Annotated in this window: 13 protein-coding genes and 4 tRNA genes; 6 read left to right on the top strand and 11 right to left on the bottom strand. The window is 64.0% G+C overall.

All coding sequences use genetic code 11. The annotated features are described in order from the left end of the window. Positions 1 to 39 precede the first annotated feature (39 nt). The 5 genes from F2P46_RS26290 to F2P46_RS26270 all read left to right on the top strand — a co-directional run bounded on the left by F2P46_RS26290 (position 40) and on the right by F2P46_RS26270 (position 2567). Positions 40 to 115: transfer RNA gene (locus F2P46_RS26290), tRNA-Glu, on the top strand. A 65-nt stretch (positions 116 to 180) separates the two neighbouring features. Then, positions 181 to 256: transfer RNA gene (locus F2P46_RS26285), tRNA-Ala, on the top strand. 55 nt (positions 257 to 311) lie between these two features. Continuing rightward, positions 312 to 387: transfer RNA gene (locus F2P46_RS26280), tRNA-Glu, on the top strand. Positions 388 to 697: 310 nt separating this feature from the next. After that, complete coding sequence (gene earP, locus F2P46_RS26275) at positions 698 to 1873, top strand: elongation factor P maturation arginine rhamnosyltransferase EarP (protein WP_166895809.1); 1176 nt, start codon at positions 698 to 700, stop codon at positions 1871 to 1873. 118 nt (positions 1874 to 1991) lie between these two features. Next, positions 1992 to 2567 carry an elongation factor P gene (locus F2P46_RS26270; protein ID WP_054267202.1) on the top strand — a complete coding sequence of 192 codons (576 nt, stop codon included), beginning with the start codon at positions 1992 to 1994 and terminating at the stop codon, positions 2565 to 2567. A gap of 65 nt (positions 2568 to 2632) precedes the next feature. Here F2P46_RS26270 and F2P46_RS26265 read toward each other — a convergent pair whose 3' ends face one another. From F2P46_RS26265 to F2P46_RS37935, 11 genes are all read right to left on the bottom strand, one after another. Next, complete coding sequence (locus F2P46_RS26265) at positions 2633 to 3097, bottom strand: TssQ family T6SS-associated lipoprotein (protein WP_166895807.1); 465 nt, start codon at positions 3095 to 3097, stop codon at positions 2633 to 2635. An 18-nt stretch (positions 3098 to 3115) separates the two neighbouring features. Next, positions 3116 to 4789 (bottom strand): serine/threonine-protein kinase, encoded by a 1674-nt coding sequence (locus F2P46_RS26260; protein ID WP_229509468.1) that lies wholly within the window; start codon positions 4787 to 4789, stop codon positions 3116 to 3118. Next, complete coding sequence (locus F2P46_RS26255; protein WP_166895803.1) at positions 4786 to 5574, bottom strand: protein phosphatase 2C domain-containing protein; 789 nt, start codon at positions 5572 to 5574, stop codon at positions 4786 to 4788. Before F2P46_RS26255 ends, F2P46_RS26260 begins: the two co-directional genes overlap by 4 nt. Then, entirely contained in the window at positions 5552 to 6181 is a 630-nt protein-coding gene (tagH, locus tag F2P46_RS26250) for a type VI secretion system-associated FHA domain protein TagH (RefSeq protein ID WP_166895801.1), read from the bottom strand. Before tagH ends, F2P46_RS26255 begins: the two co-directional genes overlap by 23 nt. A 337-nt stretch (positions 6182 to 6518) precedes the next feature. Continuing rightward, the gene (gene dbpA / locus F2P46_RS26245; RefSeq protein ID WP_166895799.1) at positions 6519 to 7928 is read right to left on the bottom strand and encodes an ATP-dependent RNA helicase DbpA; all 1410 of its coding nucleotides are present in this window, start codon (positions 7926 to 7928) and stop codon (positions 6519 to 6521) included. 70 nt (positions 7929 to 7998) lie between these two features. After that, positions 7999 to 8232, bottom strand: coding sequence for a hypothetical protein (locus F2P46_RS26240; protein WP_166895797.1), 234 nt, complete (start codon positions 8230 to 8232; stop codon positions 7999 to 8001). Between the two features lie 94 nt (positions 8233 to 8326). Further along, a tRNA-Met gene (locus F2P46_RS26235) sits at positions 8327 to 8403 on the bottom strand. A 53-nt stretch (positions 8404 to 8456) separates the two neighbouring features. Beyond that, complete coding sequence (locus F2P46_RS26230; RefSeq protein WP_166895795.1) at positions 8457 to 9233, bottom strand: ABC transporter substrate-binding protein; 777 nt, start codon at positions 9231 to 9233, stop codon at positions 8457 to 8459. Beyond that, positions 9212 to 10369 (bottom strand): methyltransferase, encoded by a 1158-nt coding sequence (locus F2P46_RS26225; protein ID WP_166895793.1) that lies wholly within the window; start codon positions 10367 to 10369, stop codon positions 9212 to 9214. The genes F2P46_RS26230 and F2P46_RS26225 overlap by 22 nt, the downstream gene beginning before the upstream one ends. A 98-nt stretch (positions 10370 to 10467) precedes the next feature. Continuing rightward, entirely contained in the window at positions 10468 to 11316 is an 849-nt protein-coding gene (locus F2P46_RS26220) for a hypothetical protein (protein ID WP_166895791.1), read from the bottom strand. 104 nt (positions 11317 to 11420) lie between these two features. Then, complete coding sequence (locus F2P46_RS37935; RefSeq protein WP_166895789.1) at positions 11421 to 11633, bottom strand: hypothetical protein; 213 nt, start codon at positions 11631 to 11633, stop codon at positions 11421 to 11423. Between the two features lie 125 nt (positions 11634 to 11758). On the opposite strand from F2P46_RS37935, the gene F2P46_RS26210 reads away from it, so the two are divergent. Continuing rightward, positions 11759 to 11911 (top strand): hypothetical protein, encoded by a 153-nt coding sequence (locus tag F2P46_RS26210; RefSeq protein ID WP_166895788.1) that lies wholly within the window; start codon positions 11759 to 11761, stop codon positions 11909 to 11911. Positions 11912 to 11920: the final 9 nt, after the last annotated feature.

Below are 11920 nucleotides of genomic sequence, written 5' to 3'. Positions count from 1 at the left end.
TAGATTGCAGATAGATGCCACTATCTGAAGCAGTACCGGGTCCCCATCGTCTAGAGGCCTAGGACATCACCCTTTCACGGTGAGTACAGGGGTTCGAATCCCCTTGGGGACGCCAGTTTTACCAGAGGGTCGTGAAAACGGTTCTTTGTTATTCCAGCGCAGAGTAGTTCGCGTTACATGGGGGGTATAGCTCAGCTGGGAGAGCGCTTGCATGGCATGCAAGAGGTCAGCGGTTCGATCCCGCTTACCTCCACCAAGTTTTGATGTAGTCGTACATTGCAGGTAGTTGCCACTACCTGGCAACAGTTCAGGTCCCCATCGTCTAGAGGCCTAGGACATCACCCTTTCACGGTGAGTACAGGGGTTCGAATCCCCTTGGGGACGCCAGTAAGTGTGAGAAGCCGCCTTGTGCGGCTTTTTGCATTGTGCGATCGATCCGTTGATGCGGCATCAAGCACGTCGTGCCCGCGCAGGCGGGCACCCAAGTTCATGGCGCAGTCGATGGCTCACCGAACTTGGGTCCCCGCCTGCGCGGGGACGACGGTTTTTAGGTCAGCGGCATTAAGCGCGTCGTGCCCGCGCAGGCGGGTACCCAAGTTCATGGCGCAGTCGATGGCTCACCGAACTTCGGTCCCCGCCTGCGCGAGGATGACGGAGCCGCCGGCAGCAGCTTTACCCAACTATTCCGACAACCGACATGCCCCTCGCCAACGAACCCGCACTCACCCTCGCCCTGTTCTGCCGCGTCGTCGACAATTACGGTGATATCGGCATTTGCTGGCGACTTGCTCGCCAACTCCGGCGCGAACACGGCATCGCGGTCACCCTGTGGGTCGACGACCTGCAAAGTTTTCAGCGCATTTGCCCCGAGATCGACCCCGCCGCCGCGCTCCAGCGGGTCGGTGGCGTGGCAGTGCGCCACTGGGCCGACCAGGATGGTGCTTTCACCCCTGGCGATATCGCCGACATCGTCATCGAATTTTTCGCCTGCGACATCCCGCCCGGCTATATCACCGCCATGGCGCAGTGCGAACCGCGTCCGGTCTGGTTCAACCTGGAAGGCTTGACGGCCGAAGAGTGGGTCGAAGGCTGCCACACCTTGCCATCGTCCCATCCGCGCCTGCCGCTGACGAAACACTTCTTCTTCCCTGGCTTCACCGCCAAAACCGGCGGCTTGATGCGCGAGGCGACACTCGACGACGAACGCCGCCAATTCCAGGAAGATCCCGCCACGATGGCCGAATTTCTGGCGCGCTTCGGCGTCACGGAACAAGAAATGGCGTCGACGAAGATTTCGCTGTTCTGCTATCCGCACGCGCCGGTCGCGCAGCTGTTCGCGGCCTGGCAGGGCGGTTCGCACGCCATCACCTGCCTGGTGCCCGACGGCGTCGCACGCGACGCGGTAGAAAGTTTCCTGCAAGCGCCTGCCGACCCCGGTGCGTCCCGCACCTGCGGCACGCTGACCGTGCGCGTGCTGCCCTTTGTCGCCCAGCCCGATTACGACCGCTTGTTGTGGGCGTGCGACCTGAACTTCGTGCGCGGAGAAGATTCCTTCGTGCGGGCGCAGTGGGCCGGGCGCCCGTTTGTCTGGCATATCTACCCGCAAGACGAGAACTTGCACCACAAGAAGCTGCGCGCCTTTTTAGGGCGCTACGCCAGCGGCCTCGACAGCCTGTCCGGGCTCTCGCTGTGCTGGAACGGCGCCGCCCCGGACGCACCCGATCCGGCGCCGCTGTGGCCGGCCTTTTACGCCGCTTTGCCCGAACTGCATGCGCATGCCGACGAATGGCGGCACCAGATGTTGGCAAACGGCGACCTCACCAGTAATTTGCTGAACTTTGCCTCTTCGCTTAGGTCATCAAGGCCCGGATAAGGTACAATATTCGGTTAATTTCTAACGTATTTTTACCTCGATCAAACGTGAGCTTCCGGCGTCATGCCAGCAGGCGACAGATGATTTTTATGCAACCCACTTTTTACGTACACTCTTTATGAAACCTGCAAAAGAAATTCGTGTTGGCAACATCATTATGGTTGACAGCAAGCCTATGATCGTGTTGCGTTCCGATGTCAACGGCTCGAGCCGCACGGGCTTCACCTACAAATGGAAGATGAAGAATCTTCTGAACAACAGCCCGATGGAAAACGTTTTCCGTGGCGACGACAAGTTCGACGTCGTCGTGCTGGACAAAAAGCCAGTGACGTACTCGTACTTCGCCGATCCGCTGTTCGTCTTCATGGATACTGAATACAACCAGTACGAAATCGAAGAAGAAAACCTGGGCGATGCGCTGCATTACCTGAAAGACGGCATGGAATGCGAAGCCGTGTTCTACGACGGCAAGGCCATCTCGGTCGAGCTGCCAACCACGATCGCACGCAAGGTTGCTTACTCCGAGCCAGCAGTCAAAGGCAATACGTCGGGCAACGTCCTGAAAGAAGCCAAGCTCGAGAACGCAATCGAAGCGCACAGCCACTCGGTCCAGGTGCCACTGTTCGTCAGCACCGACGACGTCATCGAGATCGACACCCGCACCAACGAGTACAAGCGCGTCGTCCGTAACTGATCACGCCGCTGCTCCAAAAAAACGCTGCCTCATGGGCAGCGTTTTTTTTGGTCGTTATTATGTGCTTACTTGGCTTTTTTGGCCTTGGCGAACACCGGCCCCCACAGCGGATGCCCGCTTTCGCCGGGCGCCAGCGCAAAGGACGGATCGAGCTTGAAGGCTTTGTCGAAATGCTGGCGGCACGGCGCCGGGCGCGAGGTCACGCAGTAGCTGAAGGCAATGTACTTGTGCGCGATCACCTGGTTGGCCTTCGAGCCGCCGGTCACATCGGCCGTGCCGAGACGCTTGATGGCGTCGTTGTACGCACCCTGGTTATACAGCTCGATGCCTTCGCTCAGCGCCAGCTGGTCGCTGCCGGGCGCCTGGGTGGCCGGCACCACGGGTGTGGGCGGGCGTGGCGTGGGCGTGCGCGGGGTGCTCGGCTTGGCGGCCGCGCTCGGCTTGTTCGGCGCTTCGGGGGTGACGCAGCCGGACAGCGCGAGGCTGCCGGCCAGTGCGGCGTACATCAGAAAGTGTTGGGATCGGTTCATGCCTCGATCTTAATGCGTTTATTTAGGCTGCGCTGTGAAATCATGTTCAATCGTGCGTGACTTGTTTTTACTGGTGTCGAGATTGACCGTGAAATCCTGGAAACCGGGATTGGCGATCCGGATTTTGTGCTTGCCGGCGGCCAGGGTCAGTTTTTTCAGGGGCGGCGTCACGCCCGCTTCCTTGCCATCGACATAGATGGTGCCCCATGGCTTGATCGACAGCTTGTAATTGAACGATTCCGGCGCCGCTTCCGGCACCGGCTCGGCCAGCACATCGGCGGCAGCGACGCCCTCGGCCGGCACGGTCGCATCGGCGACAACGGTCTCGGCCGGCACAGGCGCTTCGGCCGGCGGGGTCACCGCAGCCACTGGCGCCGGTATGGCTGCCGGCGGCGGCAGGACGGCGGCGGGCATGGCGGGCTGGGGCTGGGCCGGCGCGACCATGATGGTGTCGGACGGTTTGGACAGCAGCGAATACAGGCCCACGCCGATCGCCGCGATCATCACCACGCCGGACGCGGCAATGCCGGTCCAGGCCGGCAAGCCCTTTTTGGCCGGCTTGACCGGTTTGGCGGCTTTGTCGGCCACGTCCGGCTTCGGGCGGCGCGAGGACTTGGCCAGCGGATCTTGTTTCGACGACGAGCCGGGCGACTTCGACAGGTTCGGCTTGGGCGGCGCACCCTCGGCGCCAGTGGCCGGCACGGGACCGGTCCTGGCGCTGGCAGTAGCGTCCGGCAGGCGGTCGATCGTGGCGAAGCGCTGGGCCGGGCCGGTGGGGCGGGCGCGCGGCGCTTCGCCGCTGGTGTCGATGCCCAGCAGGGCGCGGAAGGCGTCGATGGTTTGCGGGCGGTCTTGCGCCAGCACGGCCAGGCCCTTGTCGATGGCGGCCAGGAATTCCTGGCCGTAGCCGGGCAGGCCGCGTTCGGCCAGCGGCTTGACCGGATCGCGTACCATGCGCGCGATCGAGGTCGCGGGCGGTTCCTTGATGATGGCAAAAAACATCACCGCGGCCAGCGCGTAGATGTCGGTGTACGGACCCTGGTCGAGCGACGCGTCGCCGGCGTACTGTTCCACCGGCGCATAGCCGGGTTTCAGGATCACGGTCAGGCCGCGCGTGCGGTCGCCGATGATCTGGCGCGCCGAGCCGAAGTCGAGCAGCACGGCGTCGCCGCTTTCCTGCACGATGATGTTGTCCGGGGAAACGTCGCGGTGCAGGATTTTCATGGTGTACAGCATCTCGAGGGCGTCGAGAATCTGCTTCATCACCTTTTTGCACCACGCTTCGGTCACCAGCTCCGGGCTATGCGTGACAATATCCTTGATCGTGCGGCCATCGTAATACTGCATCGCCGTGTAGGCGGTGCGGTTCTGTTCCCAGAAACGGTGGACCTTGACCAGCGACGGGTGGTCGAACTGGGCCAGGAAGCGCGCTTCGTTGATAAAGCTTTTCAGCCCCACATTGAAGGTTTCCTGGTGCCGTTCGGCACGCACCATGATGCTGTTGTCGCTGGCGCGCGCGGCCAGCACGCCCGGCATGTATTCTTTCAGGGCCACGCTGCGCTGCAGCGAGTGGTCGAACGCCATGTAGACGATGCCGAAGCCGCCTTCACCGAGCACGCCGGTGATTTCGAAGTCGGCCAGCCGGGTGCCGATCGGCAGGCAGTTTTCGGAGCCGGGGGCGAGGGCGTTCATACGATCTCGCTCTCGACACGGATGGCGTACGCGGAGAAGTTGTCGCGTACCTTGTCGGTGCCTTCCAGCGCCGCCTCGGCCAGGGCGCACATGGCGCTCAGCCATTGCTCGCTGTTGCCCGATTCGGCCAGGGTGCGTTCCATCTCGTCTTCGTGCACCCATTCCCACAAGCCATCGCTGCACACCAGCAAGGCGTCGCCGTCGAGCAACTGGACCGGGCCGTCGCCGAGCGCGACCGGGGTTTCGCCTTCAGCGCCGACCGCCGCGAACAGGATGTTGCGTTGCGGATGGCTGCGCAGCTGCTCGGCGCGCGCATAACCGGCGTCGATCAGTTGCTGGGTCAGGCTATGGTCGCGCGTGACGCTGACCAGTTGCGCGTCGCGGAACAGGTAGACGCGGGTGTCGCCCAGGTGCGCCCATAAAGCGTGGGCATTGGCCTGGTCGACCAGCAGGGCGGCCACGGTGGCGCTCATGTCGTGGTTCTGCGGCTGGGTTTGTTTGTTTTTCGCAACACTGGCGATGGCGTTGGCCGTATACGACAGCAAGGCATGGGCCCCGAAGGCCGGTGCGGCGGCGAATTTCTCGAGCATGGCTTCGACTACGATGTGAGCGGCCACTTCGCCGCCCTCGTGCCCACCGGCGCCGTCGGCGATGATGAAGCAGGAAATATCGCCATGCTGGGCTTCGCCGACAGCGTCCTGGTTACTGGCGCGCATGCCGATTTCGCTGATGCGGGTCCAGGCCAGCCGGATCGGATTGCGCTCAACCATTGTTGCTGCCGGCATTCGCGCGCTCGACTTCCTTTTCATAGGCGGCCAGGAAAGCCGGGCCGAAAATCGACTTGAACTGGTCTTTTGTTTCCGCCTCGGCGGTGTGGTAAGCCTGCTTGTAGGTCTTCCAGCTCTCGGCCTGGCGGCGCGAGGGAATCAGGGTGCCCATCATGCCGCCGCCCGACACTTCCGTCTCGAACAGTTCCGGCTTCAGGCGCGCCATCATGGCGGCCATGCTGGCGCGGGTGCCCGCCACCATGCCTTTTTGATGACTGCGCAAGTCGTTGTAGGCGTCGTCGAGCGACTCGAGCGGCTCCATGAAGCCGGGCATTTTCTTGCGCAGCATCTGGGTCAGCACGGTCTGGCTGTCCGGGAAAAATTTGAGTGGATTGTTGTTGCGCATCACCACCATCGTGACATCGGCCTTGACCTCTTGCTTGACCAGCGAGCGCAGGGCCAGCAAGTCGATCGTCCCTTGCAGCGAGCTGGCCATCAGCTTGCCCATCAGCTCCATTAACTCCGGCGTCAGGCCGGAACCGAGCGCATCGGCAGGAATGCCGGCGCCACGCAGGAAAGCCTGCTTCAGTGTTTCAATGTCATCAAGCACGACGTTATTATTCATGGGTGCGGGGCCGCAGGGAAGCGTCGATGTTTATCTCAAGCAATCATGCCAGATTTAACGATTAAGCGCATCACCCGGATGAACCTAATTTATGCATTTTGCCTCGTGACAACGCAATTTGCCGCATCTTCCGGCATGAACGCCATCATTGGCGTCATGCGAGCGTCCTTGCGCTGCATTTCTGGGCAGCGGGACGCGTGACACGTTTAGTGTAGCTGCATAAGTGCCCCGCCGCATAGCCCGGCTTGTCGGATGCGCAACACAATGCCTTGCAGAATCGTTACCAGATGTTTCCGGACAGCCTGTCGGGCTCGGGAGTCCCAAGTCCGAGAGCTTGCTAAGCGTCGATAAAGCGCATCTTGAAGCTGCGGCCCTTGATATTGCCGAAATCGCGGCCCAGTTTGTTGCCCGCGTTGAGGCGCTGGAAAGCGTGCTCGGCCACATGGCGGTCGAGCGCCACATAGGTCATGAATTCGAATACATTGATCTTGCCGACCTGTTCCTTGGTGAGGCCGGCGTCACCGGTGAGCGCGCCCAGCAGGTCGCCCGGGCGCAGCTTGTCTTTCTTGCCGCCCATGATGACCAGGGTCACCATCGGCGCCGGCGCGGCCGGCTCGCCATCGTCGGCCAGTTCGGCCAGCGGATGCCAGGCCACCGGCGCGTGCTGGTACTCCTCGATCAGCTTGACCCATTTCTTTTCGTTCGGCGCGCACAAGGTCAGCGCCAGGCCCGATTCGCCGGCGCGGCCGGTGCGGCCCACGCGGTGGATGTGCACTTCGGTATCTTTCGAGACATCGGCATTGATCACCGCGCCCAGGTTGGCGATGTCGAGGCCGCGCGCGGCCACGTCGGTGGCCACCAGCACCGAGCAACTGCGGTTGGAAAACAACACGAGGATCTCGTCGCGCTCGCGCTGTTCCAGTTCGCCGTACAGCGCCAGCGCCGAAAAGCCCTGCGCGCGCAATTCATCGGCCAGTTCGCGGCAATGCACCTTGGTGTTGCAAAAGGCCAGCGCCGAGACCGGCTTGAAGTGTTTCAGCAGGCGGCCCACCGCCTGGTCGCGGTTGTCGAAGCCGACTTCATAAAAGCGCTGCTCGATCTGGTCGCCGCTGTGCTGGGCCTCGACCACCACTTCCACCGGGTTGCGCAGGAACGATTCGGTGGCGCGCCGGATATCGTCCGGGTAGGTGGCCGAAAACAGCAGGGTCTGGCGGCGCGAAGGGCAGGCGCTGACGATGCCGGCGATCTCGTCGTAGAAACCCATGTCGGTCATGCGGTCCGCTTCGTCCAGCACCAGGGTCTGCACCTTGGACAGGTCGATGCTGCCGCGTCCCAGGTGGTCGCGGATGCGGCCCGGGGTGCCGACCACGATGTGGGCGCCGTGTTCGAGCGAGGCGATCTGCGGGCGCATCGGCGCGCCGCCGGTCAGGGTCAGCACCTTGATATTGCCTTCGCCGCGCGCCAGGCGGCGCAATTCGTTGGCCACCTGGTCGGCCAGTTCGCGTGTCGGGCACAGCACCAGGCCCTGGACCGCGAACCAGGCCGGATTCAATTTATGCAAGATGCCGATGCCGAAGGCGGCGGTCTTGCCGCTGCCGGTCTTGGCCTGGGCGATCAGGTCGCGCCCGTCGAGCACGTGCGGCAGGCTCTTGGTCTGGATATCGGTCATCTCGCGATAGCCGAGCGTGTCCAGGTTGGCCAAGAACGTGGCGGTCAGCGGCAGGGTGGCGAAGGCGTTTGGATTCATGGCGTGCTCTGGCAAAAAGGGGACGGGCCCAGTCTAACAGGCAAGCTGCGAGAGGGCGGATGGCGGGGAATTACGCGGCAGCCCAGTTGGGCAGGCCGGTCAGGTCGGTATTGTCTTCGCGCCGCCACACTGGCAGGCCGCTGGCGTCGGTTTCGTCGAGCAGTTCGAGTTGTTCCTGGCGCAGGGTTGCTTTGCGCGGGCGCGGCGCGCTGGCGCGGCGCGCTTCGGCTGGGGGATGAACGAGCGGCGCAGCCGCGCCGAACCCCGGCAGATCGAAGGTCGCGTTATCTTTTTTGTCTCTCATGGGAAGCGCGGCGGACTCGCTTGAAGGCAGCAAGTCCCTTTCTAAAAACAAAAGCCCGGCTGTGTGAAGAGTCGGGCTCAGTTCAAAATGTGTTTGGTTGCGGGGACAGGATTTGAACCTGTGACCTTCGGGTTATGAGCCCGACGAGCTGCCAGACTGCTCCACCCCGCGTCTGAGCGGCGAATTATATAGAGGTTCGGCCGAATATGCAAATGATCTGTCCGTCAGCGCAAATCGTAGCGTGCGCGCAGTGCTTGCAGGGCGCCGTTTTTCTCCAGTCGCGCGATGGCGGCGTTGATGCGCGCCAGGTCGTTGTCGGTGGTGCTGGCGCGGCTGAGCATCAGGTGCACCGGCGCCTGCTGCAGCACAAAGGGCAACTGGCGAAGCACCAGCTTCTGGCGCTGCGCTTCGTACATGATGGCGGCGCGGTCGCCCATGATCAGCTGCGCGCGTCCGGCGCCCAGCATGCGCATGCCCTGCTCGAAGGCGCCGAATTCGAACAGGCGCCCGGCGGCGCGCAGGCTTGGCGCGGCGTGCGCGAATTGCGACCCGTACCAGCCGACGCGCGGCGCCAGCACGGCCGCCTGTTCGCGCGCGACCCCCGTCATGCTGGTCACGCCGGCGTAGCGCGCATAGTCGCGCGCCAGCACGAACAGCGCCACTGTCTCGTGCCGGTAAGGGGAGGAAAAGCGCGCGAAACGGCGCCGCTCCGGCGTGTCGGTGGCGGCCAGCATCAGGTCGAAGTCGCCACGCTCGAACAGCAGCATGCGCCGCACCGTCGGCAGCGGCGGGGCGGTGACCAGGGTGCAGCCGGCTTCCTTGAGGATGGCCTTGGCCATGTCCATATCGAGGCCGGTCTGGAGGTTGTCTTCGTTGGTGAAGGAGTAGGGCGGCCACTCCTCGCTGACCATGTTCAGCGGGCGGCTGCAGGCGGCGGCGTGCGTGCACGCCAGCAGCGCCGCGGCGGCCAGCAGGCCCCTTACAGTGCGCGCAGGCGCCATAGCGAGGTCAGTTCGGCGGCGCGCGCGGCGTGCAGCGGGTCGGCGGCATCGGCCGCGCGCGGATGGGTGGGACGCACGTCGTGGCGTTCGATGACTTCAAGGCCGCCGTCCGCGATCAGCGCGAGCAACTGCGCGCGCGGGCGCAGGCCGAGGTGCTCGGCCAGGTCGGACAGAATCAGCCAGCCCTCGCCGCCGGGCGCCAGGTGCGCCGCCAGGCCATTGAGGAAGCCCTTGAGCATGCGGCTGTCCGGGTCGTACACCGCGTACTCGATCGACGAACTCGGGCGCCCCGGCAGCCAAGGCGGATTGCACACCACCAGATTGGCGCGCCCTTCCGGGAACAGGTCGGCCTGCACCACATCGACCGTGCCGGCCAGGCCGAGGCGCTGCAGGTTTTCGCGGGCGCAGGACAGCGCCCGCGCATCCATGTCGGTGGCCACCACGCGCCCCACGCCGCGCTGCGCCAGCAGGGCCGCCAGCACGCCGGTGCCGGTGCCGATGTCGAACGCCAGCGCGCACCCGCCCGGCAGCGGCGCGTCGGCCACCAGCGTCACGTACTCGCCGCGGATGGGCGAAAACACGCCGTAGTGCGGGTGGATGCGCGCCTCCAGCGCGGCAATCTCGACGCCGTTCTTGCGCCACTCGTGGGCGCCGATCAGGCCAAGCAGCTCGCGCATCGACGCCACGAAAGCTTCGTCGCTGCGCCCGTAGGCTTCGTTGCAGGCTTGTTTGACATCCGGCGCGCGCCGCAGCGGCACGCTGTAGTCGGCCTCGAACGGCAGCAGCAGCATGGCCAGGGTGCGGGCGCGCTGCGACTGGGCCTGGCGGTGCAGATGGAACGCGTCGGCCGGCGAGGCGGGCGCCTTGGGCGCCTTGGCGCGCCCGCCTTTATGGTCGGCGCGGCGCGCCAGCGCTTGCAGCAGCTGGCGCGCGTTGTGGAAGTCGCCGCGCCAGAGCAGGGCGGTGCCTTCGCAGGCGAGGCGGTAGGCCACGTCGGCCGGGGTTTTGTCGTCGGCGATGACGACTTTTTTGGGCGGCGGCATGCCGCTCTCGGAGCGCCAGCGCGCGCTGCGCGGCTGGCCCTCTTCGGTCCAGTGGATGCGCGCCGGGGCGTCGGCAGTGTGTTCAGGTTGCATGGGGGCGATCGGTCAGTGGTGCGAAAACGGAAAACGGCAAGCGCCCCGTGCGGGCACGGGGCGTCGATATCACTATTATACGTGGGCCTGTGGCCTCGTCAGGCGCGCGCCAGCATGCCCGCGCCCGCCGGGGCGCTGCCGTAGGCGCTGGCCAGCACCTTGCTGCGGTCTTGTGCCGGCACGTCCGGCTGGTCGGCGCGGGCGCGCGGGGCCAGCAGGGCGGCGCGGTCGACCAGGCGCAACAGGCGCAGGCTGAGATCGCCGCCTTCGCCGGAGGGGCCATTGACGTTGGCCTGCAATTCGCGTCCGAGCAGCTTGAACAGGTCGTCCAGGCTGCCGGGAAACTTCACCGGCGGCAGCGGTTTGCCGGTCAGTACCAACACATCGGGTGAATCGAGCCGGGCCGGGCGATTGGCCGATGCGGGGGGCGCCGCCGTGTCGGCACGCGCTTCGCTGGCCAGGCTGGCACTGGCTTCGTAATTGACTTCCAGCTCGAAATCGAAGGTCTGGCCGTCGGCCGTGCGCAATTGGCCGGTGCCGATGAAACTGGCGGACTCCTTCAGGGAAAAGGCGCTGCTGCGCACGCTGCCGTTTTGCATGGCGGAGCTTGACAACGCCGACTGCGCCTGCACCGCCACGGCGTCGAAACTGACCGTGGCGCCCCTGGCGGCGTCGCCGAACAACTTGCCCACAAAGGTATCGAGAAACTTCTGCGCCACGTCGACGGTGGAGCTGGCCAGGTCGCCGACCCGGTTGATCATGCTCTGTGGCGACAAGCTGACGTTATCGTTGTACAGCGACACCGGATCGACCACCGGCAAACGCGGGGCGACATTGCCGCTGGCCGGGGTCAGTTGCGCGCCCACGTTCCGGCCGCCACCCTGCGCGATGGCGGGAGGGACAGTGGAAACGGGCGCGCGGGCGCTCAGGGCGGACAAAAAAGACATGGTGGTCAGACAATAAAAACGTTGCGTTACTGACCATAACGGCAGCCATGCCGATTACTTTAGTTATTTTTCTATTATTTTTTTATTGCCTTGAGGCATCTCAATCAATGGTGATGGGACCATTGCCCTTCTGGCGAAGCGAGATAGGATTGAACTGCGTCCTTGCTTCCTGTCGCATGGCGCTTGATTTCCCCGCAGGCGCACACGCCCTGGTAGGGCTGGATGTGGGAGCAGGCGGACACTTTCTGCAGGAAGACTTTGACAGGTTTATCGCACTTGACGCATTTAAAGGTCAGCACGCGGGCGGGTTTTGACATGGGAAAGATCCGGACGTAAAAAGCGCGCATTTTATCATCGGGATGCGCAGTCGCAGTCAACTGTTGGCCTGGCACAGCGTTAACGGAGCAGGCCCCTGGGCGAACAGATCGAGACAGGAAGCAACATGAACACCGACAAGCAACCAAGCAAGGAAAGCGTGCGCCAGTGGCTGCGCATGCAAATCGCCCAGCGCCGCCCGCCGCCCGACCCGCAGGAAATCCGGCGCGAGCTGGGATGGGAACGGACCAAGGTGCAGTTGGCGAAAGCAAAACGATAAGTGCTTGAA

Origin of the sequence: Massilia sp. CCM 8734 (assembly GCF_011682155.1) — a bacterium.
Taxonomy (GTDB): domain Bacteria; phylum Pseudomonadota; class Gammaproteobacteria; order Burkholderiales; family Burkholderiaceae_D; genus Telluria_A; species Telluria_A rubra.
This window is presented reverse-complemented; position numbering and strand designations above follow the sequence as displayed.

Excerpts from the sequence above, each read along its gene's own strand:
- earP (WP_166895809.1), top strand. The coding sequence starts at position 698 with ATGCCCCTCGCCAACGAACCCGCACTCACCCTCGCCCTGTTCTGCCGC.
- F2P46_RS26270 (WP_054267202.1), top strand. The coding sequence starts at position 1,992 with ATGAAACCTGCAAAAGAAATTCGTGTTGGCAACATCATTATGGTTGAC.
- F2P46_RS26265 (WP_166895807.1), bottom strand. The coding sequence starts at position 3,097 with ATGAACCGATCCCAACACTTTCTGATGTACGCCGCACTGGCCGGCAGC.
- F2P46_RS26260 (WP_229509468.1), bottom strand. The coding sequence starts at position 4,789 with ATGAACGCCCTCGCCCCCGGCTCCGAAAACTGCCTGCCGATCGGCACC.
- F2P46_RS26255 (WP_166895803.1), bottom strand. The coding sequence starts at position 5,574 with ATGCCGGCAGCAACAATGGTTGAGCGCAATCCGATCCGGCTGGCCTGG.
- tagH (WP_166895801.1), bottom strand. The coding sequence starts at position 6,181 with ATGAATAATAACGTCGTGCTTGATGACATTGAAACACTGAAGCAGGCT.
- dbpA (WP_166895799.1), bottom strand. The coding sequence starts at position 7,928 with ATGAATCCAAACGCCTTCGCCACCCTGCCGCTGACCGCCACGTTCTTG.
- F2P46_RS26240 (WP_166895797.1), bottom strand. The coding sequence starts at position 8,232 with ATGAGAGACAAAAAAGATAACGCGACCTTCGATCTGCCGGGGTTCGGC.
- F2P46_RS26230 (WP_166895795.1), bottom strand. The coding sequence starts at position 9,233 with ATGGCGCCTGCGCGCACTGTAAGGGGCCTGCTGGCCGCCGCGGCGCTG.
- F2P46_RS26225 (WP_166895793.1), bottom strand. The coding sequence starts at position 10,369 with ATGCAACCTGAACACACTGCCGACGCCCCGGCGCGCATCCACTGGACC.
- F2P46_RS26220 (WP_166895791.1), bottom strand. The coding sequence starts at position 11,316 with ATGTCTTTTTTGTCCGCCCTGAGCGCCCGCGCGCCCGTTTCCACTGTC.
- F2P46_RS37935 (WP_166895789.1), bottom strand. The coding sequence starts at position 11,633 with ATGTCAAAACCCGCCCGCGTGCTGACCTTTAAATGCGTCAAGTGCGAT.
- F2P46_RS26210 (WP_166895788.1), top strand. The coding sequence starts at position 11,759 with ATGAACACCGACAAGCAACCAAGCAAGGAAAGCGTGCGCCAGTGGCTG.